This is a genomic window from Streptomyces alanosinicus (assembly GCF_014650595.1).
Lineage (GTDB): Bacteria > Actinomycetota > Actinomycetes > Streptomycetales > Streptomycetaceae > Streptomyces > Streptomyces alanosinicus.
Genome location: NZ_BMVG01000001.1, coordinates 814,145 through 836,710, shown reverse-complemented (window position 1 = coordinate 836,710; position 22,566 = coordinate 814,145). Strand labels below are relative to the sequence as shown.

The 22,566-nt window shown below is 70.1% G+C and carries 21 protein-coding genes and 2 tRNA genes; 21 read left to right on the top strand and 2 right to left on the bottom strand.

Features of this window, described 5'->3' with window-relative positions:
* Positions 1-8 precede the first annotated feature (8 nt).
* From rplU to IE277_RS03760, 12 genes are all read left to right on the top strand, one after another.
* Positions 9-329, top strand: a complete 321-nt coding sequence (gene rplU / locus IE277_RS03815; protein ID WP_189948455.1) for a 50S ribosomal protein L21 — start codon at positions 9-11, stop codon at positions 327-329.
* A gap of 14 nt (positions 330-343) precedes the next feature.
* Positions 344-598, top strand: a complete 255-nt coding sequence (rpmA, locus tag IE277_RS03810) for a 50S ribosomal protein L27 (protein WP_020940020.1) — start codon at positions 344-346, stop codon at positions 596-598.
* 131 nt (positions 599-729) lie between these two features.
* Positions 730-2,178, top strand: coding sequence for a GTPase ObgE (gene obgE / locus IE277_RS03805; RefSeq protein WP_189948453.1), 1,449 nt, complete (start codon positions 730-732; stop codon positions 2,176-2,178).
* Between the two features lie 217 nt (positions 2,179-2,395).
* The gene (locus tag IE277_RS03800; protein WP_189948451.1) at positions 2,396-3,943 is read left to right on the top strand and encodes an alkaline phosphatase D family protein; all 1,548 of its coding nucleotides are present in this window, start codon (positions 2,396-2,398) and stop codon (positions 3,941-3,943) included.
* A 408-nt stretch (positions 3,944-4,351) separates the two neighbouring features.
* Positions 4,352-5,848 (top strand): bifunctional cytidylyltransferase/SDR family oxidoreductase, encoded by a 1,497-nt coding sequence (locus tag IE277_RS03795; RefSeq protein ID WP_189948449.1) that lies wholly within the window; start codon positions 4,352-4,354, stop codon positions 5,846-5,848.
* Between the two features lie 155 nt (positions 5,849-6,003).
* Positions 6,004-8,127, top strand: a complete 2,124-nt coding sequence (locus IE277_RS03790; protein ID WP_229880569.1) for a CDP-glycerol glycerophosphotransferase family protein — start codon at positions 6,004-6,006, stop codon at positions 8,125-8,127.
* Between the two features lie 220 nt (positions 8,128-8,347).
* On the top strand, positions 8,348-9,559 hold the full coding sequence (locus IE277_RS03785) for a glycosyltransferase family 2 protein (RefSeq protein ID WP_189948447.1): 1,212 nt from the start codon (positions 8,348-8,350) through the stop codon (positions 9,557-9,559).
* A 169-nt stretch (positions 9,560-9,728) separates the two neighbouring features.
* Positions 9,729-10,856 (top strand): glutamate 5-kinase, encoded by a 1,128-nt coding sequence (proB, locus tag IE277_RS03780; RefSeq protein ID WP_189949200.1) that lies wholly within the window; start codon positions 9,729-9,731, stop codon positions 10,854-10,856.
* Positions 10,857-11,004: 148 nt separating this feature from the next.
* A complete protein-coding gene (locus tag IE277_RS03775; protein WP_189948445.1) occupies positions 11,005-11,430 on the top strand; it encodes a DUF8830 family protein in 426 nt (141 codons plus the stop codon).
* A 72-nt stretch (positions 11,431-11,502) separates the two neighbouring features.
* Entirely contained in the window at positions 11,503-12,789 is a 1,287-nt protein-coding gene (locus IE277_RS03770; RefSeq protein WP_189948442.1) for a glutamate-5-semialdehyde dehydrogenase, read from the top strand.
* A 120-nt stretch (positions 12,790-12,909) separates the two neighbouring features.
* Complete coding sequence (locus IE277_RS03765) at positions 12,910-13,479, top strand: SCO2584 family spore wall biosynthesis protein (protein WP_444544837.1); 570 nt, start codon at positions 12,910-12,912, stop codon at positions 13,477-13,479.
* A gap of 89 nt (positions 13,480-13,568) precedes the next feature.
* Complete coding sequence (locus IE277_RS03760) at positions 13,569-14,642, top strand: SCO2583 family membrane protein (RefSeq protein WP_189948438.1); 1,074 nt, start codon at positions 13,569-13,571, stop codon at positions 14,640-14,642.
* A gap of 75 nt (positions 14,643-14,717) precedes the next feature.
* Here IE277_RS03760 and IE277_RS03755 read toward each other — a convergent pair whose 3' ends face one another.
* Positions 14,718-15,824 carry a M48 family metallopeptidase gene (locus tag IE277_RS03755; RefSeq protein WP_189948436.1) on the bottom strand — a complete coding sequence of 369 codons (1,107 nt, stop codon included), beginning with the start codon at positions 15,822-15,824 and terminating at the stop codon, positions 14,718-14,720.
* A gap of 102 nt (positions 15,825-15,926) precedes the next feature.
* On the opposite strand from IE277_RS03755, the gene IE277_RS03750 reads away from it, so the two are divergent.
* From IE277_RS03750 to IE277_RS03715, 8 genes are all read left to right on the top strand, one after another.
* A complete protein-coding gene (locus IE277_RS03750) occupies positions 15,927-16,091 on the top strand; it encodes a hypothetical protein (RefSeq protein ID WP_189948434.1) in 165 nt (54 codons plus the stop codon).
* 121 nt (positions 16,092-16,212) lie between these two features.
* Positions 16,213-16,368, top strand: a complete 156-nt coding sequence (locus IE277_RS03745; RefSeq protein ID WP_189948432.1) for a hypothetical protein — start codon at positions 16,213-16,215, stop codon at positions 16,366-16,368.
* Positions 16,369-16,423: 55 nt separating this feature from the next.
* On the top strand, positions 16,424-17,110 hold the full coding sequence (gene nadD, locus IE277_RS03740) for a nicotinate-nucleotide adenylyltransferase (protein ID WP_189948430.1): 687 nt from the start codon (positions 16,424-16,426) through the stop codon (positions 17,108-17,110).
* 16 nt (positions 17,111-17,126) lie between these two features.
* Complete coding sequence (locus tag IE277_RS03735; RefSeq protein WP_189948428.1) at positions 17,127-18,845, top strand: LCP family protein; 1,719 nt, start codon at positions 17,127-17,129, stop codon at positions 18,843-18,845.
* Positions 18,846-18,947: 102 nt separating this feature from the next.
* A complete protein-coding gene (gene rsfS, locus IE277_RS03730) occupies positions 18,948-19,391 on the top strand; it encodes a ribosome silencing factor (RefSeq protein WP_189948426.1) in 444 nt (147 codons plus the stop codon).
* The gene (locus IE277_RS03725) at positions 19,391-20,059 is read left to right on the top strand and encodes a histidine phosphatase family protein (RefSeq protein ID WP_189948425.1); all 669 of its coding nucleotides are present in this window, start codon (positions 19,391-19,393) and stop codon (positions 20,057-20,059) included. Before rsfS ends, IE277_RS03725 begins: the two co-directional genes overlap by 1 nt.
* A gap of 117 nt (positions 20,060-20,176) precedes the next feature.
* A tRNA-Ala gene (locus tag IE277_RS03720) sits at positions 20,177-20,249 on the top strand.
* Between the two features lie 594 nt (positions 20,250-20,843).
* Positions 20,844-21,077, top strand: a complete 234-nt coding sequence (locus tag IE277_RS03715) for a hypothetical protein (RefSeq protein ID WP_004931461.1) — start codon at positions 20,844-20,846, stop codon at positions 21,075-21,077.
* On the opposite strand, the gene IE277_RS03710 is transcribed toward IE277_RS03715, so the two are convergent.
* Positions 21,046-22,242, bottom strand: a complete 1,197-nt coding sequence (locus IE277_RS03710; RefSeq protein WP_229880566.1) for a glycosyltransferase 87 family protein — start codon at positions 22,240-22,242, stop codon at positions 21,046-21,048. The two genes, IE277_RS03715 and IE277_RS03710, sit on opposite strands and share 32 nt — an antisense overlap.
* 151 nt (positions 22,243-22,393) lie before the next feature.
* Here IE277_RS03710 and IE277_RS03705 point away from each other — a divergent pair.
* Positions 22,394-22,466: transfer RNA gene (locus IE277_RS03705), tRNA-Ala, on the top strand.
* The last annotated feature ends 100 nt before the right edge of the window (positions 22,467-22,566 follow it).

The following is a 22,566-nucleotide window of genomic DNA, read 5'->3' as shown; positions in this document are numbered from 1 at the left end:
AGATCCGCGTGTACGCCATCGTGCGCAGCGGTGGTCGCCAGCACAAGGTTGCTGTCGGCGACATCGTTGAGGTTGACAAGATTTCCACCGCCAATGTTGGCGACACGGTCGAGCTCTCGACCCTGCTCGTTGTCGACGGCGACGCTGTGACCAGCGACCCGTGGGTGCTGGCCGGCATCAAGGTCCAGGCCGAGGTCGTGGACCACCACAAGGGCCAGAAGATCGACATTCTGCGCTACAAGAACAAGACCGGCTACCGCCGTCGGCAGGGCCACCGCCAGCAGTACACGGCGATCAAGGTCACGTCGATCCCCACGGCTGCGAAGTAAGGGACTGAGGAGACATGGCACACAAGAAGGGCGCATCGTCCACCCGGAACGGTCGCGACTCCAATGCCCAGCGGCTCGGCGTGAAGCGCTTCGGCGGTCAGGTCGTGAACGCTGGTGAGATCCTGGTCCGCCAGCGCGGCACCCACTTCCACCCCGGCGCCGGTGTCGGCCGTGGCGGCGACGACACGCTGTTCGCCCTGCAGCCCGGTGCGGTGGAGTTCGGTACCCACCGCGGCCGCAAGGTCGTGAACATCGTTCCGGTCGCCTGAATCGCCTGATCAAGGCCTGATTCAGCACCGAACGCTTCGCGAGGCGGACCTCACTTCCCGGTCGGGAAGGCGGGTCCGCCTTTCGCGTGTTATTAGCTAGACATACCCGTATCTTCTGGAGGCACTGAACCATGACCACCTTCGTGGACCGCGTCGATCTGCATGTCGCCGCGGGTAACGGAGGCCACGGCTGTGCCTCCGTACATCGCGAGAAGTTCAAGCCGCTCGGCGGCCCGGACGGCGGCAACGGCGGCCGCGGCGGCGATGTCATCCTCACCGTCGACCAGTCGGTGACGACCCTGCTCGACTACCACCACTCGCCGCACCGCAAGGCCACCAACGGCAAGCCCGGTGAGGGCGGCTTCCGGTCGGGGAAGGACGGGCAGGACCTCGTCCTGCTTGTGCCGGACGGGACCGTGGTCCTCGACAAGGCCGGCAACGTCCTCGCGGACCTGGTCGGGCACGGGACGTCGTACATCGCCGCGCAGGGCGGTCGCGGCGGCCTCGGCAACGCGGCGCTGGCCTCCGCCCGCCGCAAGGCGCCCGGTTTCGCGCTGCTCGGCGAGCCCGGTGACCTGCAGGATGTCGTCCTGGAGCTGAAGACCGTCGCCGATGTGGCCCTCGTCGGCTACCCGAGCGCCGGCAAGTCCTCGCTGATCTCCGTGCTCAGCGCGGCCAAGCCGAAGATCGCCGACTACCCCTTCACCACCCTGGTGCCGAACCTGGGCGTCGTCACCGCCGGGTCCACGGTGTACACCATCGCCGATGTGCCGGGTCTGATCCCGGGCGCCAGCCAGGGCAGGGGCCTCGGCCTGGAGTTCCTGCGGCATGTGGAGCGGTGCAGTGTGCTGGTGCATGTGCTGGACACCGCGACCCTGGAGTCCGACCGTGACCCGCTCTCCGACCTCGACATCATCGAGGAGGAGCTGCGCCAGTACGGCGGCCTCGACAACCGGCCCCGGATCGTCGTCCTGAACAAGGTCGACGTGCCCGACGGCAAGGACCTGGCGGAGATGGTCCGCCCCGACCTGGAAGCCCGCGGCTACCGCGTCTTCGAGGTGTCGGCCGTCGCCCACATCGGGCTGCGCGAGCTGTCGTTCGGGCTCGCTGATCTGGTCGCCAAGGCGCGTGCCGCGAGGCCGAAGGAGGAGGCGACCCGGATCGTCATCCGGCCCAAGGCCGTGGACGACGCCGGTTTCACCGTCACCCGCGAGGAGTTCGACGGCGAGCCGCTGTTCCGGGTGCGCGGCGAGAAGCCCGAGCGCTGGGTGCGCCAGACCGACTTCAACAACGACGAGGCCGTCGGCTATCTGGCCGACCGGCTCAACCGCCTCGGTGTGGAGGACCGGCTGATGAAGGCGGGCGCCCGGACGGGCGACGGCGTCGCCATCGGCCCCGAGGACAACGCGGTCGTCTTCGACTGGGAGCCGACGGCCATGGCCGGCGCGGAGATGCTCGGTCGCCGTGGCGAGGACCACCGCTTCGAAGCACCGCGCCCCGCGGCACAGCGCCGGCGGGACAAGCAGGCGGAGCGGGACGAATCGCTGCGCGAGTACGACGAGTTCGACCCGTTCGAATAGGACGCGGTCTGCTGTCGCGGTCCGCTGTCGCGGGTGACTGATGCCGGGGCCGCTGTCGCCGGGGCCCGGGGGCTGTTGCTCCCGGGCCCCGGCCTTTTTGGGCTTCCACCTGCTCCCCTTTGTCATGCTCGCGACTGGTGTCGTTCAGTGGGCGGGCCCTGCGGTCATGGGAGTTTCCTCCTGTCCGCCGAGGCCACCGTGGCAGGGGAGTCAGCGTATGACCGCACCATCGCCCGATCGCCGCCGCCTTCTGACCACCGGGGCCGCCGTGCTCGGCGCCGCCGCCTCCGCCCAGCTGTGGCTGCCGAGTCCGGCCCGCGCCGTCGGCACCCCGCTGCCGGACGGGGTGTTCACCCTCGGTGTCACCTCCGGCGACCCGCTGCCCGACGGCATCGTGCTGTGGACCAGACTCGCGCCCGACCCGCTGAACGGCGGGGGCATGCCCGACGCGGTCTTCGCCGTGCAGTGGGAACTCGCCGAGGACGAGCGGTTCCACCGGACCGTCCGCCGGGGGACCGCCGTGGCCCGGCCCGAACTCGGCCACAGCGTCCATGTCGATGTGCGCGGGCTGCGCCCGGACCGCCCGTACTGGTACCGCTTCCGGGCCGGCGGCCGGCTCTCGCCGGCCGGCCGCACCCGTACCGCGCCGCACGCGCACCGGCGGGGCGGCGCGCTGCGCGTCGCCCTCGCCTCGTGCCAGAACTGGCAGCACGGCTATTTCACGCCGTACGCCGACATGCTGGCCCAGGATCCGGACGTCGTGCTCTTCGTCGGCGACTACATCTACGAGTCCGCGCCCTCCGCGACGGCGGTGCGGCGGCACGAGGGCAAGGGGGAGCCGTACACCCTGGAGCAGTACCGCAACCGGTACGCCCAGTACCGCACCGACCCCGACCTCGCCGCGATGCACGCGGGCGCCCCCTGGGTGGTCACCTTCGACGACCACGAGGTCGACAACAACTGGGCCGGCGAGGTCCCGCAGGATCCGGACAAGCAGCCGCACGACGCGTTCGTGGCCCGGCTGACCGCGGCCTTCCAGGCGTACTACGAGCACATGCCGGTGCGCGCCACCGCCGTCCCGCACGGCCCGCACATCCAGATGTACCGTCGGCTGGAGTTCGGCCGGCTGGCGCGGCTGGACGTCCTGGACACCCGGCAGTTCCGCACCGACCAGGCGACCACGCGGGAGGGCGCCGAGTCGCCGGCGATGACCATGCTCGGCGCCGAGCAGAAGCGGTGGCTGCTGGACGGGCTGCGCGAGTCCCCGGCCCGCTGGAATCTGATCGCCTCTCAGATCATGATGGCCGAGACCGATCTGCTGCCCGGCGAGGGCAAGCTCTGGTCCTACGACGCCTGGGACGGCTACCAGGCCGAACGGAACGCCCTGCTCCGGGAGTTCGCCGGCATCCGCAACCCGGTCGTGCTCAGTGGTGACCGGCATCTGACCATGGTCAGCGACCTCAGGGAGGACTACGCCGACCCCGGCTCGGACGTCGTCGGCGCCGAGTTCGTCGGCACGTCGATCTCCAGCAACGGCGACCAGGACGAGGCCGCCTTCCATGCCCGGTGGGACCCGCTGAGGGCGGACAACCCGCACTGGAAGGTGATCGACTGCCATCGCGGCTACCACCTGTTCGACATCCGGCGCGACGGCATCGACGCGGCCGTACGCGTCGTCGACACCGTCGTCCGGCCGCAGGCCACGGCGAGCACGCTGGCCCGGCTGCGGGTGAAGTGCGACGAACCGGGCGTCCAGGTGGTCTGAGGGCAGAAGAGAAGAGGCCGCCAGTAACCGGTCTCTTACCCTCGCCGAGACCGAAATGCTGCGGAATCTTGATGTGGAATTCCGGGACAATGGACGCCCCCCCGAGTTGTATTTCCGACTTGTCTCCGAGATGAGGATCCGTTTGTCCCCGAGGGGAGGATTCGTGCCGGGCGGCCCGTCCGCACCCCTGTGACCAGGCTGTGGAAGACCCTTGTGCGACCCTGTGGCGGACCTGTGGAGTTACTCACAGCAAATTCACGGAAGCGCGCGGCCCCGACCCAATCACCAGGTGTACAAGGTGAATGACAGGTAGCGCCCACATATGCATGGGATGTCGCTCGCCTTGCACTGCGCTTACCTAAAGTGGGACCCTCTCACGGTTCCCTGTCGCACCGAGGTAGGTCACCTGTGTCCCAGCGCATAGCCAAGCCCCGCACCACCGCAGTGATCCTGGCCGGTGGCACCGGTCAGCGGGTGGGTCTGTCGATCCCCAAGCAGCTGCTGAAGATCGCCGGCAAGGCAGTCATAGAGCACACGCTGACCACCTTCGAGAAGGCCGAGTCGATCGACGACGTCATCGTGCTCATGGCGCCGGGCTATGTGCCGGACATCGAGAAGATCGTCGCCAAGGCCGGCTTCACCAAGGTGAAGAAGATCATCGAGGGCGGCTCGACGCGGAACGAGACCACCGAGCGCGCCATCTCCGCGCTCGGCGAGGGCCTGGCCGAGGGCGAGGACCGCAACGTCCTCTTCCACGACGCCGTACGCCCGCTGCTCTCGCGGCGCGTCATCGACGACTGCGTGGCCGCGCTGGAGCGTTACCAGGCCGTCGACGTCGCCATCCCGTCCGCGGACACCATCATCGTCACGCGTACGCACGGCGAGGACGGCGAGTTCATCACCGAGATCCCGGACCGCTCCCGGCTGCGCCGCGGCCAGACCCCGCAGGCCTTCAAGCTGTCCACGATCCGGCGCGCCTACGAGGTCGCCGCGGGCGACCCCAACTTCCAGGCCACGGACGACTGCTCGGTGGTCCTCAAGTACCTGCCGGACGTGCCGATCCACGTCGTCGCGGGCGACGAGTACAACATGAAGGTGACGCAGCCGGTCGACGTCTTCATCGCCGACAAGCTGTTCCAGCTCGCCTCCACCGCCGCGCCCGCGCAGCAGGGCGAGGACGCCTACCGCGAACTCCTCACCGGCAAGACCGTCGTCATCTTCGGCGGGTCGTACGGCATCGGCAAGGACATCGCCGAACTCGCCGAGTCCTACGGCGCGAACGTGTACGCGCTCGGCCGCTCCACCACCGGCACCCACGTGGAGAACCCGGAGGAGGTCGACGACGCGCTGTCCAAGGCGTACGCGGAGACCGGCCGGATCGACCACGTCGTCAACACCGCGGGTGTGCTGCGCATCGGCAGGCTCGCCGAGACCGACAACGCCACCATCGAGGAGGCGCTGAAGGTCAACTACCTGGCCCCGGTGCAGATCGCCCGGTCGAGCTACAAGTACCTGGCCGAGACCCAGGGTCAGCTGCTGCTCTACACCTCCAGCAGCTACACCCGCGGCCGCGCCGAGTACTCCCTGTACTCCTCCACCAAGGCCGCCATGGTGAACCTCACCCAGGCGCTGTCCGACGAGTGGGCCGGTGACGGCATCCGCGTCAACTGCATCAACCCCGAGCGCACCGCCACCCCGATGCGCACCAAGGCCTTCGGCCAGGAACCCACCGGCTCGCTGCTCTCCTCCGAGGCCGTGGCCCGCACCTCGCTGGACGTGCTGCTGTCGGAGCTGACCGGGCATGTCATCGACGTCCGCCAGCAGGACCCGACGGCCGGCGCGGCCGAGGCTTCCGACGTCGAGCAGGCGTTGGCCACGGTTCTGGACCGCCAGGACGGCATGTAATAATTCGTCAATAGCTTTTTGTGAATTCAGGCCTTTGTTGTCGCTCTTTCACCGGGCGTTAACAGAGGCCTGAATCCGTACATCTCTCCTTGCCTCTTTACATCTCCGTACATCTCTTGCGAACCGGCACTCTCCCTCCCAGAGCAGGTTTCTCCGTGATATCCACCGCTATTCGCGTCGCCCGGGTGGGCAGCGCGGCCGAGCTGGCCGCGGCGGCCCTCATGATCCTGGGCTTCCCGGCGCTCATGCTGGCCGCGCTCGTCCCGAGCGTTCCCGCCTTCGCGGCCCTGGCCGCCGTGACGTACCTGGCGGACCACTATCTGCACCGCAAGGGCAGCTATCTGATCAACCGCCTCAGCAAGATCCGGGCGGGTGTGTCGATCCGCTTCCTGATCCGACAGCTGCTGCTGGTCATGCTGCTGGCCCGTCTGTCGCACGCGGACGACCTGATCTTCTACGGCGCGATCGGCTGCTTCATCGCGTTCTACGGCCTCCAGGCCCCGCACGGCGCGCTGGTCACCCTGATCCGCAACCGCCGCAAGATGCCGGTCGCCACCCGCAACATCGACCTGAAGTCCCGCATCCGCATCCCGGACGCCCCGCCGCGCCGCCTGCTGCACCGCAGCACGGAGAAGATGCTCCACCTCGACCTGTTCGCCATGGCCGGCATCCTGGTCTCGGCCGAACTGGACTCCTCGGCCGCCGCCGGCTTCACCGGTATCGGTCTCACCCTCGGCCTCGGCCTGCTGTACGTCCTCGTGCTCGTGCCGAACATCCGGGCCGGGAAGGTCCCGCCGAAGGCCGACGCCGTGCTCGCCGCCGTCGACGACTGGCTGGCCGGCTACCAGCCCGAGACGGTGCTGTACTTCTCCGGCTCCAGGGACTCCGTGTACCAGGTCAACATGTGGCTGGAGACGATGGAGCAGCTCCGGACCCGGCCGCTGATCATCCTGCGCGAGCGGGCGATCCTGAACAACCTCGCGCCGACCACGGTCCCCGTCATCTGCGTGCCCGGAGGGGTGCACCTGATGAACCTGGACCTGTCGGCCGTGCGCGTCGCGCTGTACGCGGCCAACGTCGGCAAGAACATCCACCTGCTGCGCGTGCCCACCATGAAGCACGTCTTCATCGGCCACGGCGACAGCGACAAGCTCGCCAGCGTCAACCCGTACAGCAAGGTCTACGACGAGGTGTGGACCGCCGGCCGGGCCGGCCGCGACCGCTACGCCATCGCCGACGTCGGCGTCCGCGACGACGACATCGTCGAGGTCGGCCGCCCGCAGCTCGCCCCCATCCAGCGCTGGCTGGGCGTGCCCGAGGACCGTATGCCGACGGTTCTCTACGCGCCGACCTGGGAGGGCTGGGACGGCAACCCGGGCAACACCTCGGTCGTCCTCGCCGGCGAGAACATCGTGAACCAGCTGATCGCGGCCGACCCGCCGGTCCGCGTCCTGTACAAGCCGCACCCGTTCACCGGCACCGTCAGCAAGGAGGCGGCCGCTGCGCACAAGCGGATCACCGCCCTGGTCGAGAAGGCCGCCGCCGAGCGCGCCGCCGATCCGCGCTTCACCGCCGACAAGGGCGCCGAGGCCGCGGCGAAGTCGGACCTGGCCCGGATCGAGGCCCGGATCGCCGAACTGACCGGCAAGGGTGGCGCCAAGGGCGACGAGGCCGAGGCCACCCGCGACGGCATCACCGACGTGGCCAGGCACACGGAGATCGCCCGGCTGCGCGCCGAGTGGAACACCGCCCACTGGCGTGCCTTCCCGTCGTACGAGCACCGTGTCATCACGGGCGCCCAGCCGCGCCTGTACGACTGCTTCAACGTCTCCGACGCGATGGTCTCCGACATCTCCTCCGTGGTCTCCGACTTCATCGCGAGCGGCAAGCCGTACGCGGTCACCGACTCCGGCGAGCTGGGGCACGAGGAGTTCAAGCGGCAGAACACGGCTGTGCGTGCCGCGGTGATCCTCTCCAACGACGCGGGGGAGCTGGGCGGTCTGCTGGACGCCGTGCGTCACCCGGCCGCCGACCCGATGCTGGACGCCCGCAAGGAGCTCAAGCGCTATCTGCTGGGCCCGGACGAGCCGAAGTCCATCGACCAGTTCAACGGCGCGGTGGCCGGTCTGGCCCTCAAGGCCGAGGCCCGTAACGTCGGTCAGGAGTCCCGGCTGGCCGCCGCGGGCCTGGACCTCGCGCAAGCCGCCCCGCTGACCAACGCGGTGCCCGGCCAGCGGGGCGCGTCCGCCGGCGAGACGGACGCCGTCACCGCGGGCTGAGCCGCCGTACGCGCGTGAGAGGGGGCCCGGTCCGGGGAGCGATCCCGAGGCCGGGCCCCTCTTACGCGCGTACGGTTTTCTTACCGCGCCGCTCCGTAACCTGTGCGTGTGATGTGAGCCACTGTGAGTACACGGTAAGGCAACCTTTCCAAATGGTTACCCGTCTAACGCTTTGCTATAGCGGATACGGGGGAAATGTTCCTTTTATCGAGGGGGAAGAGTGACCGTCGCGACGCAGCCTGATGTGAGCGTGATCATCGGGGCGTACGAAGCGATGCCGTACCTGGTCGAGTGTCTGGCGTCCGTCGAGGCCCAGACCATCGACCCGGCGCGCCTGGAGATCATCGCGGTCGACGACGGCTCGACGGACGGCTCGGGGGAGTGCCTGGAGGAGTTCGCCGCCCGCGTCCCCATGGCCGTCACCGTCATCCGCCAGAAGAACTCCGGCGGCCCCAGCGGCCCCCGCAACGTCGGCCTCGGCAGGGCGAGCGGGCGCTACGTCTTCTTCCTCGACGCCGACGACCGGCTCGGCCCCGAGGCCCTTGAGCGCATGGTCGCCATGGGCGACGAGAACGGCACCGACGTGGTGCTCGGCAAGGTCGAGGGCATCAACCGGACCCCGCCGAAGTCCATGTGGGGCAAGACCCTCGGCCGTACCGACGTCTTCTCCTCCAACATCAAGTTCACGCTGAGCGCGCAGAAGCTGTTCCGCCGCGAACTGCTGGCCGAGCACGGCATGCGGTTCGACGAGTCGCTGTTCACCGGCGAGGACGCCCTGTTCACGATGGAGGCGTATCTGCGCGCGAACGGCGTCTCCGTCCTCGCCGACTACCCCTGCTACTACCTGGTCGGCCGCGACGACGGCAAGCACGTCACCAAGTCCGGCAGCTACACCCTGCGCTTCGACTCCGCGCGGGCCCTGATGAAGCTGATCGCCGACATGGTCCCGGCCGGCGACAAGCGCGACCTCCTCATGATCCGGCCCTTCCTCATCACCCTGCTGCCGCAGTTCGGGCCGAAGTTCCTCAAGGACAGCGAGGAGGTCCGCCGGCACAAGCTGGAGCTGGCCAAGCCGCTGACGGAGGCCTACTGGACGCCCGGCGTGGCCCGTCGCCTCAAGGTCCACGAGCGGCTGCGGCTGCACCTGGTCGCCATGCAGCGGCCCGAACTGCTCGTCGACGTCGTCGAGTTCGTCAAGGCGAAGAAGCAGGCCGGCGCGCTCCTGGAGAGGCGCGGCACCCGCGTCTACTTCGTCTACCCGCACTTCCGCTCCAAGGCGGCGGGCGTCCCGGACGACATCTACCTCGCCGAGGCCCGCGAGGCCCGCGCCATCCACGGCTACCGTGCAGTGGCCGCCAACTCCTTCCTGCGCCGGGCGCTGCGCAAGGTGCGGCGGATGCTGTCGGCGAAGGACTTCAAGCCGGCTGCCTGACCGGCCTGACCACCCCTCTGTGCCGTACACACATCGTGAGTCCCCGGACACGCTCCGCGTGTCCGGGGGCTGGACCGGTGAGCGTGGGGCGTTCCGCTTCGCGTAGATTGCCGCACAGGCAGCCGCAACAAGGGGAACAGAGGACAAGGTGGCAAGCGCTAGGCAGGCCGTGGGCGAGGCCCGCAGGATCGTCGTCAAGGTGGGCTCCTCGTCGCTGACCACCGCCACCGGCGGCCTGGACGCCGACCGCGTCGACGCGCTGGTGGACGTGCTGGCCAGGAGCCGCAGCGGCGGAGAGCGGGAGGTCGTCCTCGTCTCCTCCGGTGCCATCGCCGCCGGGCTCGCGCCGCTCGGACTGCGCCGCCGGCCGAAGGACCTCGCCCGCCAGCAGGCCGCCGCCAGCGTCGGCCAGGGCCTGCTCGTCGCCCGCTACACCGCCTCCTTCGCCCGCTACGGCGTCCGCGTCGGCCAAGTCCTGCTCACCTCGGACGACATGAGCCGCCGCGCCCATCACCGCAACGCCTCCCGCACCCTCGACAAGCTCCTCGCGATGGGCGCCTTCCCGATCGTCAACGAGAACGACACGGTCGCCACGGACGAGATCCGATTCGGCGACAACGACCGCCTCGCCGCCCTCGTCGCCCACCTCGTCCACGCCGACCTGCTCGTCCTCCTCTCCGACGTCGACGGTGTCTACGACGGCGACCCCGGCAGACCCGGCACGTCACGGATAGCGGAAGTGAAGGGCCCCGAGGATCTCGCGGGCGTCGAGATCGGCAGCGCGGGCAAGGCCGGCGTCGGCACCGGCGGGATGGTCACCAAGGTCGAGGCCGCCCGGATCGCGGCCGGCGCCGGCATCCCCGTGGTCCTCACCAGCGCCGTGCACGCGGCGGACGCGCTGAGCGGCGGCGACACCGGAACCTACTTCCACCCCACCGGCAAGCGCTCCGCCGACCGGCTCCTGTGGCTCCAGCACGCCTCCACCCCGCAGGGCGCGCTGGCCCTGGACGACGGCGCGGTGGACGCCGTGGTGAAGCGCCGCACCTCACTGCTGCCCGCCGGAATCGCCGCCGTGGAGGGCGAGTTCAGCGCCGGCGACCCCGTCGAACTGCGTGACACGGCCGGCCGCGCGGTGGCCCGGGGGCTCGTGAACTTCGACGCCAAGGAGATCCCGCGGCTGCTCGGACGTTCGACCCGCGAGCTGGCCCGCGAGCTGGGCCCGGCGTACGAACGCGAGGTCGTACACAGGGACGACCTGGTGCTCCTGCATCCGTCACACTCGCAAAACCGCTCGTAAAACGGGGCGTATGGACGGCCCCCGGTGGGGGACGTTCCGTAAAACCACCACGCGGAGCCCTGCGGCCTGCTCAACTTTGTGTCTGGGACATGTTGCAGGAACACGTTCCAGCAAGGGGCCATGAGAGCCAAGCGTGAAGGAGGCCGTCGTGAGACGAGCGCGCCCTGGGGCGACGTCGCGCGGTGCTCTGACGAGCGTCGCGGCCGGGGACGCCTACGAGGAGCCCAAGGACCTGCCCCGGCTGTGGCACGTCACCCTCAGTGTCTCCGGGAAGCAGGTCGCCCTGCCCGAGCTGCGGCGGGCCCTGGAACAGCTCGCCCATGACCACCCCTTCCTGCTCACCAGCAGATACGCGACCGACCACGCCGAGATCCGCTACTGGGAAGAGGCCCGCGACCTGCACGACGCCGCCGCCGTGGCCCTGCGCCTGTGGGGCGAGCGCCGGCAGAGCGCCGGCCTGCCGGCCTGGGAGATCGTCGGCCTGGAGGTCATCGACCGCGAGACCTACCACCACCGCATCGCCGAGGGATACGGCCCGGCGCCGGCCACCCCGGTGGGCGTACATCCCTTCTGAGGGGCCCTGAGGGCTTGTCTCGGGGTGTGGGATGAGCGGTGGGTGACCCGCGCCGCGCACTACCCTTCCCTCATGACCTCGCTCTCGCCGTACGACTCCATGACCCCGGTCACCCGGGCCGCCTACCGGGCCAAGGCCGCCGCCGCCGACCTCGCGCCGCTCCCGCGGGCCGTGAAGGACGACGCGCTGCTCGCCATCGCCGACGCCCTGGAGGTCCGGACCAGCGAGATCGTCGAGGCCAACGCCAAGGACGTCGCCAAGGCCCGGGAGAACGGCACCAGCGAGGCCATCGTCGACCGGCTCACCCTCACCCCGGAGCGGGTCCGCGCCATCGCCTCCGACGTCCGTGACGTCGCGGGGCTGCCCGACCCGGTCGGCGAGGTCGTCCGCGGCTCCACCCTGCCCAACGGCATCGACCTGCGCCAGGTCCGCGTCCCGCTCGGCGTCGTCGGCATCATCTACGAGGCCCGCCCGAACGTCACCGTGGACGCCGCCGCCCTCTGCCTGAAGTCCGGCAACGCGGTGCTGCTGCGCGGCTCGGCCTCCGCCTACGAGTCGAACACCGCGCTGGTGCGGGTGCTGCGCGACGCCGTCGGGGGCGCCGGGCTGCCGGCCGACGCCGTCCAGCTGGTGCCCGGCGAGAGCCGCGACTCGGTGCGCGAGCTGATGCGCGCCCGCGGCCTGGTCGACGTCCTGATCCCGCGCGGCGGCGCCTCCCTGATCCAGACCGTGGTGAACGAGTCGACCGTCCCGGTGATCGAGACCGGCACCGGCAACTGCCACGTCTACGTCGACGGGGCGGCCGACATCGACATGGCGATCGACATCCTGATCAACTCCAAGGCCCAGCGGGTCAGCGTCTGCAACGCCGCCGAGACCCTCCTCGTCCACCAGGACATCGCCGACGCCTTCCTGCCGCGCGCCCTGGACGCCCTCGCCGAGGCCGGCGTCACCGTGCACGCCGACGAACGCGTCATGACCTACGCCAAGGACTCCAAGGCGACCGTCGTGGAGGCCGTGGCCGAGGACTGGGAGACCGAGTACCTCTCGTACGACATCGCCGCCGCCGTCGTCGACTCACTCGACAAGGCCGTCGAGCACATCCGGCTGTGGACCTCCGGCCACACCGAGGCGATCGTCACGACCTCCCAGCAGGCCGCCCGCCGCTTCACCCAGCTGGTCGACTCCACCACCGTCGCCGTGAACGCCTCCACCCGCTTCACCGACGGCGGCCAGTTCGGCTTCGGCGCCGAGATCGGCATCTCCACCCAGAAGCTGCACGCCCGCGGCCCCATGGGCCTGCCGGAGCTGACCAGCACGAAGTACATCGTCACCGGCGACGGCCACGTCCGCCCCTGACCATCACCCGTTCGGCCGTGCGCCCCGGGAGCCGGGCGGGCGGCCGGAACGGTGTCTCATCAGTCAGACGAATTTCCATACCGTCTGCCCAAATTGACCCCTCAGGTCTACTCTGGATCCGTGCCGGAGGACGTGGGGGGCACGCCGTTCCCTGACGGCTGGGAGCCCGACGACGACCACGACCACGGGGTGTCGGACGAAGAGTTCGCCTCCGTGGTCTTCGACGAGGCCTTCGTACGGGCGGCCACGGTCCATGAGCCGACCGCCGTCGAACGCCTCCTGGCCGCCGCGCAGGCCAGAGCCGAGGCCTCCGAGGCGGAGGCCCGCCGCGCTCACGCCCGAGGCGAGCGCTACGACGAGAAGTACTCCGCCGAGGGAACCGATCTCGGCCAAGATCTCGACGACGAGCTGGACGACACCTACGTCCTGCACGAACGCCACGGTCCCTTCGGGCACTACGGCAGACAGGTCCGCTGGCACCGTCCCGTGGCCTGGGTGCTCGCCGTCGTCATGGGCATCGGCATGGTCGCCCTGGCCTTCGCCGCCGTCTACCGAGGCGGCTCCGCGGGCACCCGCGACCGGGTCCCCGCGCCTGCCTCGACCCCCCTGGAACAGGGCAGCGCCGCGGCGCCCTCCGCGGCCGCCGACTCCTCCCAGCCGGCGGCCTCCGCCGTCCCGCGTTCCCCCTGAGCGACCGCCTCCACTCTTGGTGAGCACCTGTCAGAAGTTGTCGTGTAGCAGGGCGTTTACCTGAGGCCCACGAGACCTACTCTGAAGGTATGGGCGGGCCTGGAGAGCCACCGGAGGGCGCAGCCGAGGGCGGCCCCGGAGGTGGAGAGGACGAGTACCGATCCGTTGTGTTCGACGAGTCGTTCGTCCGCGCTGCCCGTCTTCAGGAGTACTCCGCCGAGGAGCGGATGGCCGACCACGCGCCCGCCGTCCGCCGCCGTCCGCCGCTGCACCGCGCGCTGACCCGGCAGGTCCTGGTCCTCGTCGTGCTGATCGCCATTGCCTTCGGCACCGCGATCTACATGGGCGTCCGCCAACCCTACGGCTCCCCGCAGGCCCGGCGCCCCGCCGAGCCGCTGCGGATGACGGTGATCCCGCTCGCCCCGACGGGCAAGGTGCCCGGCGCCGCCGAAGCGAGCGAGCTGTACGCGCACAGCCCGGCCGCCCCCTACGACATCGGCGCCGCGGGCATACCGCTGCCGGCCGCCCGCAACACCGCCCACTTCTCCGACAGCGAGGTCGTGACCGCGCTCACCACCGCCAAGGACTACATAGTCCGCTCCTCGCTCTACCCCGAGGTGCTGACCGGCCGGCAGGCCAATCCGGTCCGGGCCCTCATCGACGCCGATCAGCTCGACCAGTTCGACCAGAGCTTCGATCACCCGGCGGCGGACGGCCGGCACGCCGCCACCGGCTGGGCGGTCCGGTTCGACCCCGCCCGCGTCCAGCTCGCCGACGACGGCGCGATCCACGTCCAGGGCGATCTGCAGGCCGCCGAGAGCGACGCCGGCACGCTGGAGGTCACCGCCGACCACACCTTCGTCTACGCCCTGCGCCCCACCGGCGCCGCGCACGACGCCCTCACGTCCCTGTTCACGGTCCGCCGCGAGGTGACCTTCCGCTTCACCCGCGACGATCTGCGCACCCACCAGGTCCAGCTGGTTACGTCCTACGTCCAGGCGGGCCCGCTCGCCTGCGCCGAGGACTCCGCCGCCTACCTCCGCCCCCTCCTGGCCGGCCAGACGGCCCGGACCGGCGGCCCCGCGGGCACCGACCCGTACGAGACGGACAGTCCTGCGGCCCTGTGCGGGACGCTGGCCGCGGGGGCCCAGCCGAAGGTGTAGAGCGGCGTCACCCGGCCGCTTGGCCGCTTGTCGCTTGGCCACGGGGCCACGGGGTCACGGATGCCATGGGACGCCCTACCCCTCCTGCGGAGCGCCCGGGGTGTCCGGACCGTCCGCCGGGCCCTCCTGCGACGGGGGCGGGGTGCGGAAGCCGTCGAAGCCGCGGCGGACCCGGCCGCCCAGGTCGCCCGCGCCGCCCGCGAGGTCGCTGACCAGCTTCATCAGCGGATCCTTGGAGCTCTTCACATCGCTCGCGTAGCTGGCCGCCGACTCACGGAAGGAGTCGCTGACCGAGGTGTCCTTGTCCTCGTCGCGCCGCGGGTAGTGCCCGTCCATGATCCGCTGGAAGTCCCGGGACTCGGCCCACTTCTTCAGCTCGGCCGCCCGCACGGTGGTGAACGGGTGCGAGCGGGGCAGTACGTTCAGGATCTTCAGCACCGAGTCGCGCAGATCGCCGCCGGAGTCGTACTCCTCGGCCTGCTCCAGGAACGCGTCCACGTTCATCTCGTGCAGGTGGTTACCACCCGCGATCTTCATCAGGCCCCGCATCGAGGCCTGGACGTCCTGGCCCACCAGCAGACCCGCGCGGTCCGCGGACAGCTCCGACTTGCGGAACCACTCCCTCAGCGCCGTGATGATCGCCATGATCGCGAGGTTGCCCAGCGGGATCCAGGCCACCTTCAGCGCGATGTTGGTCAGGAACAGCAGGATCGTGCGGTACACCGCGTGCCCGGACAGGGCGTGTCCCGCCTCGTGTCCGACGACCGCCCGCATCTCCTCCTCGTCGAGGAGTTCCACCAGACCGGTGGTGACGACGATGATCGGCTCGTCCAGGCCGATGCACATCGCGTTCGGCTGCGGGTCCTGTGTGACATACATCGGCGGGACCTTCTCCAGGTCCAGGATGTAACAGGCGTCCAGCAGCATGTCGTGCAGATGCTGGAACTGCCGCTCGGAGACGCGCACCGAGTCGGACAGGAACAGCAGTCTCAGGCTCCGCTCGGGCAGCAGCCCGCTGAGCGCCTTGAAGACGGTGTCGAATCCGCTCAGCTTGCGCAGCGCGACCAGGGCGGAGCGGTCCGCCGGATGCTCGTAGGCACGCGAGGAGATCCCCGGGAAGCGCCTGCGCTGCCTGCTCGGCACGCGCTCGTGCCCCGTCTGCTGCGGGCCGTCGTCGGACATGTCTTCCCCCATGTGCGTGTGAGTGCTCACTGTGCCCCCGAGGCAGGGCCCAGCCTAGGCGGAGATACCGTGGACGGGCAGTACAGCCGAAGGAGTCCACTCATGGAGCAGCACCCCGCAGCCGCCTGGCTGACCGAGGCCGCCACGAGCGCCGTCCAGCAGCACGGGGCGGGGAATCTGCTCCGCATCGTCCTGATCGTGATGATCGTCGGCTGTGTACTGACCGCCTGGTTCCTGCTGCGCGGCTACAAGCGGAAAGACGACTGAGGGCCGGCGAAAGTTCCGTCGCGCGCCCCCAACGGCGGAGTCGGCGTGATCGCCGCCGGGCCGCCCGCATACGATGAGCCGACATCTTTATCCCGCCCACACGCGATAGGTCCTGCCGAAGATGAGCCTTCACAGCGCAGCAGCCCCGTTGGTCACCCTCGCCGAAGCCGAGGGCGGCCACCACAACAGCCTCAACCCGGCCGTCACCGGTGGCAGCGCCTTCGTCATCCTGCTGCTCCTGCTGTGGATCACCACCCGCTTCAACCGCGACCGCTGAGCCGGGACCCGTCCCCGGCCGGACGCCAGAGGCCGGGCCGGTAGGGTCTGCACGCATGGGAGAGCAGGACATGCCTACCGGTCCGGCGTACGAGAGTGCCGATGACTCGGTGAAGCACCCGCAGTACCGGCCGGACGAGGGCCCCGCGCACACGGGCAAGCGCCGTCTGGGCGTCATGGGCGGAACGTTCGACCCGATCCACCACGGGCACCTCGTGGCGGCCAGCGAGGTCGCCGCGCAGTTCCACCTGGACGAGGTGGTGTTCGTGCCCACGGGAGAGCCGTGGCAGAAGTCCCACCGCAAGGTCTCCCCGGCCGAGGACCGCTATCTGATGACGGTCATCGCGACCGCCGAGAACCCGCAGTTCTCCGTCAGCCGCATCGACATCGACCGCGGCGGCCCCACCTACACCGTGGACACCCTGCGCGATCTGCGCGCCCTCAACCCCGACACCGACCTGTTCTTCATCACCGGCGCCGATGCCCTCGCCCAGTTGCTGACCTGGCGGGACAGCGAGGAACTGTTCTCCCTCGCCCACTTCATCGGGGTCACCAGACCCGGTCACCACCTGACCGATCCGGGCCTGCCGGAGGGCGGAGTCTCGCTGGTGGAGGTGCCGGCGCTCGCCATCTCCTCCACAGACTGCCGTGCGAGAGTCGCCAAGGGAGACCCCATCTGGTACATGGTGCCGGACGGAGTCGTGCGCTACATCGACAAGCGCGAGCTGTACCGCGGCGAGTGAGCCGAGAGGGGCACCGGTGAACAACCGATACAACACGGGAGACGCGGGCTACGGCGCGGGCCCGTACGAACTCGTCGGCTACGACGAGTACGGCCAGCCCGTGTACCGGCAGATCCCGGCACAGCAGGCTCAGCAGGCCCAGCAGGCCACCTACGACCCGTACGCCCGGCAGCAGGGCTACGGCTACGACCCCTACGCCACCGGCCAGCAGCCGGCGGCGCCCTATGACTCCGGCCGGGCTCCCGGGTACGACTCCTACGGCTCCCAGGCCCCGTACGACCCCTATGGCACCGGCACCCAGTCCACCGCCGGCTACGACCCCTACGGGCAGGCCGCGAGCAGCGGGCAGCAGCCCCGGGTCACCGAGCAGACCGCCTACATCCCGCAGCAGGCCGGCCCGGCGGAGGACCCGCACCCCCCGGCGCGGCACGAGGAACCGCGGGAGGAGGGCGAACGGGACTACCACACCGAGCAGTTCGCGTTCGTCGAGGAGCCGGACGGCGACTCCGAGGACGTCATCGACTGGCTGAAGTTCACCGAGAACCGCACCGAGCGCCGCGAGGAGGCCCGCCGCCGCGCCCGCAGCCGGATCATCGCCCTGCTGGTCGTCCTCGCCCTCGTCGCCGTCGGCGGCGTCGGCTATCTCTGGTACGCCGGAAAGCTGCCCGGTCTGTCCTCCTCCGGTGCCAAGGCCGGCGCGGCCACCCCGGCCGGCGCCCAGAAACGCGATGTGATCGTCCTCCACCTGCACAACACCGCCAAGGGCGGCACCTCCACGGCGCTGCTGGTCGACAACACGACCACCAAGCAGGGCAGTACCGTGCTGCTGCCCAACTCCCTCGCCCTGAGCGACGACACCGGCTCCACCACGACCCTCGCCAAGTCGGTGGACGACGACGGCAGCTCGGGCACCCGAGACCAGCTCGACACCGTCCTCGGCACCAACATCCAGGGCACCTGGCGCCTCGACACCCCCTATCTGCAGAACCTCGTCGACCTCGTCGGCAACATCGAGCTCGACACCAACACCGACGTGCCCGACCCGGACGCCAGGAAGAAGGGCGCCGAGCCGCTCGTCCACAAGGGCAGCCAGCAGACCCTCAGCGGCAAGATGGCCGTCGCCTACGCCACCTACCGCGCCCCCGGCGAGTCCGAGGACGCCCAGCTGGAGCGGTTCGGCCAGGTCATGCAGGGCGTGCTGCGCAAGCTGTCCTCCGACCCGTCGGCGGCCGTCACCACCGTGCAGACCCTGGCGCAGATCCTGGACCCGCCGCTCACCGACAAGGACCTCGGCACCTTCCTCGCCAGGCTCTCCGACCTCGCCAAGAGCGGCGCCTACAAGACCGCCCTGCTGCCCGTGCAGGCCGACGGCACGCTGAGCGCGAAGACCAGCGACAGTGTGGTGAAGGACATCCTCGGCGGCACCGCCAAGAGCCCCGACGCCGGCTCCGCGGTCCGGGTCTCGGTGCAGAACGCCACCGGTGTGAAGGACGACACCGAGAAGGCCCGCGTGGTGCTGCTCAACGGCGGATTCACCTTCCTCGAAGGCGGCACCGCCTCCGGCGCCCAGACCACCTCGAAGGTGGTCTACTCGGACGCCTCCCACAAGGCCGACGCCACCGAGGTCGCCAAGACCCTCGGCCTGCCCGCCGGCTCCGTGGCGAAGGGAACGGTCTCCTCGGGCGCCGACGTCTCGGTCGTCCTCGGCCAGGACTACAAGCCCGCCGACTCCTGACCCGGTCCCGGGCACCCCACGCGGCCTCGTTTATCGCGTGGGGTGTGCCGGACGGTCCGTGAGACCCTTGAGGTCCAGTGACCGCCGACCGAAAGCTTCGCAGTGACCGCCACAGACCGTTCCCTTGAGCTCATCAACACCGCCGCCCAGGCGGCGGCCGACAAGCTCGCCCACGACGTCATCGCCTACGACGTGAGCGACGTACTGTCGATCACGGATGCCTTCCTGCTGGCCTCCGCGCCGAACGACCGCCAGGTCAGGGCCATCGTCGACGAGATCGAGGAGCGCCTGCTGAAGGAACTCGGCGCCAAGCCCGTGCGCCGTGAGGGAGACCGCGAGTCCCGCTGGATCCTGCTCGACTACGTCGACATCGTCGTCCATGTCCAGCACAGCGAGGAGCGCGTCTTCTACGCCCTGGAGCGGCTGTGGAAGGACTGCCCGGAGCTGGAGCTGCCCGCCGAGGCCAAGGCCACCCGCGGCAAGGCCGCGGAGCACGCCAGGCTGCAGGCCGCCGAGGCCGAGCAGGAGCAGGACGGGGAGTGGTGATGAGCTCCACCGGCGAGGTCACCGACCGAAAGGACCGCGGCCGCCGCATCATCCTGTGGCGGCACGGCCAGACCGCCTGGAACGTCGAGCGTCGCTTCCAGGGCAGCACGGACGTCGCGCTGACCGGGACCGGCGTCGGCCAGGCCCGCCGCGCCGCCCGGCTGCTGGCCTCCCTCAAGCCCGACGCGATCATCTCCTCGGACCTGCAGCGGGCGGCGGACACGGCCGCAGAGCTGGCCGCGCTCACCGGCCTCGACGTCACCCGTGAGGAGGCCCTGCGCGAGACCTACGCGGGCGCCTGGCAGGGGCTGACGCACGAGGAGATCATCGCCCGCTACGGCGAGGAGTACGCCGCCTGGAAGCGTGGCGAGGCGGTCCGCCGCGGCGGCGGCGAACTGGAGACCGAGGTCGCCGACCGCGCCGCACCCGTCGTCCTGCGGCATACCGAGAAGCTGCCCGGGGAGGGCACCCTCGTCGTCGTCAGCCACGGCGGCACCATCCGCACCACCATCGGCCGGCTCCTCGGCCTTCAGGCCCAGCACTGGGAGAGCCTCGGCGGGCTCTCCAACTGCTGCTGGTCCGTGCTCGGCGAGGGCGCGCGCGGCTGGCGTCTGCTGGAACACAACGCGGGCACCCTCCCGGAGCCCGTCCTCGGCGACGACGACTGAGCCGCCGCGGGCTCCCGGACCCCGGATTTCACTTTCTGGCAGGTCACAGGCTAAAGTTCTTCTTGTTCGCCGCGCAGAGCGGGGCGAGACACCATGCGGCCCCGCCGCGTGGCGCGAGGGGCTATAGCTCAGTTGGTAGAGCGCCTGCATGGCATGCAGGAGGTCAGGAGTTCAATTCTCCTTAGCTCCACTGATCGGCACTCTGTGGAGTTGTCAAAGATCGGTGATGAAGGTCCCGCCCCCATCCGGGGGTGGGATTTTCTGCATTCCGGCACAGGACGACCCCGCTCTCCCGGCCGCTCGCGGCCCGGGATCATCCGTCACCGACAGTGAACCACCCGGCACTGACAACCGGCCCCGGCCGCCGCTCGCGCCGCGACTCCGCCGCCCGGCCGTGCCGGCCATTCGGTTCGGTCGGCTGATCCGGGCCGCGTCTTTCGGCACACTGTCCCTGAACCGGCTTGAGTCACTCGGGGCTTTGGGCTCGTATACCTGTGCGGCGGGGGCCGTGTCCGGACTGGTACTGAGGCGTCGCTGACCGTATTGCTCCGGCCGTGGCAGAATCAAACGGCCGGAAGGGGGCGCGGCCCGACGGGAGGGAGTAGCGATGCCTGCGAGCATCCTTGAGGGGGGCGGCCACCTCCTCGGTGCAGCGTTGATACGGGACACTGCGACCCGGCTGAGCTGCCCTTCCTGTGGTTCCGCGCATGTCGCCCAAGTGCTGGGTGACAACGGCGGAATCTCCTACGTGTGCACGGCCTGCGGCCACAGCTGGAGCTGATCGATGGGTGCACACAGGCGAAAGTGCGACTGGTGCGGGAGCGGTACCCCGATCGTCCGTGACATGGAGCCGATCAACCCCGAATACCAGTACTGGTGCGAGGAATGCGCGCGGGCGCTGATCATAAAAGGCGACCCGATCGAGACGTACCGGGAATTGGAAGGCGAGCCGATCTACGGCCGTCTCCTGGAAGAGCACTGCACACTCAAGCGGTTCTACTCCTTCGTGACGGCTTGACTCGCGCCGCACCACCGAGGCGCCGTGGCAACGATGTCCGGGCCACGGCGAGGTAGAGGGCGCCGGCTCCCGCGTAGAGGGCCGAGAGCGGCAACTCCCAGGTCGTCTGGTGCAGTTCGGGCCGCCCGGTTCCGTGCGGCACCCACCACGGGGCGTACGAGCAGAAGACCAGCAGCGTGACCAGGGCCGCTGCCCGGTGCCCGCCGGTCCACAGGGACAGCACCAGCGGCAGGCACCAGACCCAGTGGTGCGTCCACGACACCGGGCTGATCAGCAGCGCGGTGACCGCGCAGACGCACACCGCTCGCTCCCGCCGCCCGGACAACTCCGCCGCCACGGCGGCCGCGAGGCCCACGACGGCCACGACGGCCGCCGAGACGATCCAGAGGGAGCCCGGGGCGGGCGTGTGCAGAACGCGCGCCAGAACGCCACGCAGGGCCTGATTGGCGGTGTCCTCGGCATGCCCGGCCCGGTTCGTGCGGAACACCGTGCCGGACCAGAACCGCCATGAGTCGTACGGCAGGACAGCCGCCGCCAGCAGCGTCGCCCCGGCGAACGCGACGCCCGCCCCGCGCGCGTGCCGCAGCCACGGCCCTGCGTCCCCGCCCCGCAGACGCGCCACGACACCCGCCGTGAGCAGAAACACAGGGAACAGCGCGGGCGTCAGCTTGACCGCCGCGGCGAGCCCCAGCCCCGCGCCGGTCCAGCGGTCGTACCCGCCGGTGGGGCGGCGGTTCAGGTCCCACAGCACCAGGACGGCCAGCAGCAGGTTGACCTGGCCGTAGCGCAGGGTCGTCCACACCGGCTCGCACCACACGGCCGCCGCCGCGACCCACCAGACGGCGTCCACGCGCGCGTGGCCGACGAGTTTCAGCGACAGCCGTACGAAGACCACGAGCAGTGCGAGGTTCCCGGCCGTGGCCAGCGTGCGCACAGTCGCGGCGGCCGGCAGGGCCAGCGGGGTGAAGAGCAGGGCGGCGAACGGCGGGTAGGTGGTGGGCAGGTGCGCGGCCGTCGCCCGCAGCGCGTACAGGTCGCCGCCGGCGCGCACGGTGGCGCCCTCGGCCCGGTACACCATCAGATCGATCATCGACACGTGCGCGGACCGCTGTGCGGCCCAGAACGCCGTGAAGGACACCAGGCAGACGCCCAGTGCAACGGGCATCCGGTGGCGGGCTGCTGACGACGCGATCACGGTCACAAAGGCCGACATTAGTGGCTGGATCGGGGCGAACCCGAAACCGATTTGGCGCTGTGTCCGCAGGCCTGTAATGTTTACTTCGTCGCCGGGGGAACCGGGCGAAACAGCAAAACAAGGGGCTATAGCTCAGTTGGTAGAGCGCCTGCATGGCATGCAGGAGGTCAGGAGTTCAATTCTCCTTAGCTCCACAGAAGTCGAAGGCGGACCTCCGATGGGTGGTCCGCCTTCGGCGTGTTGCATAAGACGGGCCGTACACGAAAAGACGGGCCATATGAAGGGGGGCGGTCA

Excerpts from the sequence above, each read along its gene's own strand:
- rpmA (WP_020940020.1), top strand. The coding sequence starts at position 344 with ATGGCACACAAGAAGGGCGCATCGTCCACCCGGAACGGTCGCGACTCC.
- obgE (WP_189948453.1), top strand. The coding sequence starts at position 730 with ATGACCACCTTCGTGGACCGCGTCGATCTGCATGTCGCCGCGGGTAAC.
- IE277_RS03800 (WP_189948451.1), top strand. The coding sequence starts at position 2,396 with ATGACCGCACCATCGCCCGATCGCCGCCGCCTTCTGACCACCGGGGCC.
- IE277_RS03770 (WP_189948442.1), top strand. The coding sequence starts at position 11,503 with ATGACCTCGCTCTCGCCGTACGACTCCATGACCCCGGTCACCCGGGCC.
- IE277_RS03760 (WP_189948438.1), top strand. The coding sequence starts at position 13,569 with ATGGGCGGGCCTGGAGAGCCACCGGAGGGCGCAGCCGAGGGCGGCCCC.
- IE277_RS03755 (WP_189948436.1), bottom strand. The coding sequence starts at position 15,824 with ATGTCCGACGACGGCCCGCAGCAGACGGGGCACGAGCGCGTGCCGAGC.
- IE277_RS03750 (WP_189948434.1), top strand. The coding sequence starts at position 15,927 with ATGGAGCAGCACCCCGCAGCCGCCTGGCTGACCGAGGCCGCCACGAGC.
- IE277_RS03745 (WP_189948432.1), top strand. The coding sequence starts at position 16,213 with ATGAGCCTTCACAGCGCAGCAGCCCCGTTGGTCACCCTCGCCGAAGCC.
- nadD (WP_189948430.1), top strand. The coding sequence starts at position 16,424 with ATGGGAGAGCAGGACATGCCTACCGGTCCGGCGTACGAGAGTGCCGAT.
- IE277_RS03725 (WP_189948425.1), top strand. The coding sequence starts at position 19,391 with ATGAGCTCCACCGGCGAGGTCACCGACCGAAAGGACCGCGGCCGCCGC.
- IE277_RS03715 (WP_004931461.1), top strand. The coding sequence starts at position 20,844 with ATGGGTGCACACAGGCGAAAGTGCGACTGGTGCGGGAGCGGTACCCCG.
- IE277_RS03710 (WP_229880566.1), bottom strand. The coding sequence starts at position 22,242 with ATGCCCGTTGCACTGGGCGTCTGCCTGGTGTCCTTCACGGCGTTCTGG.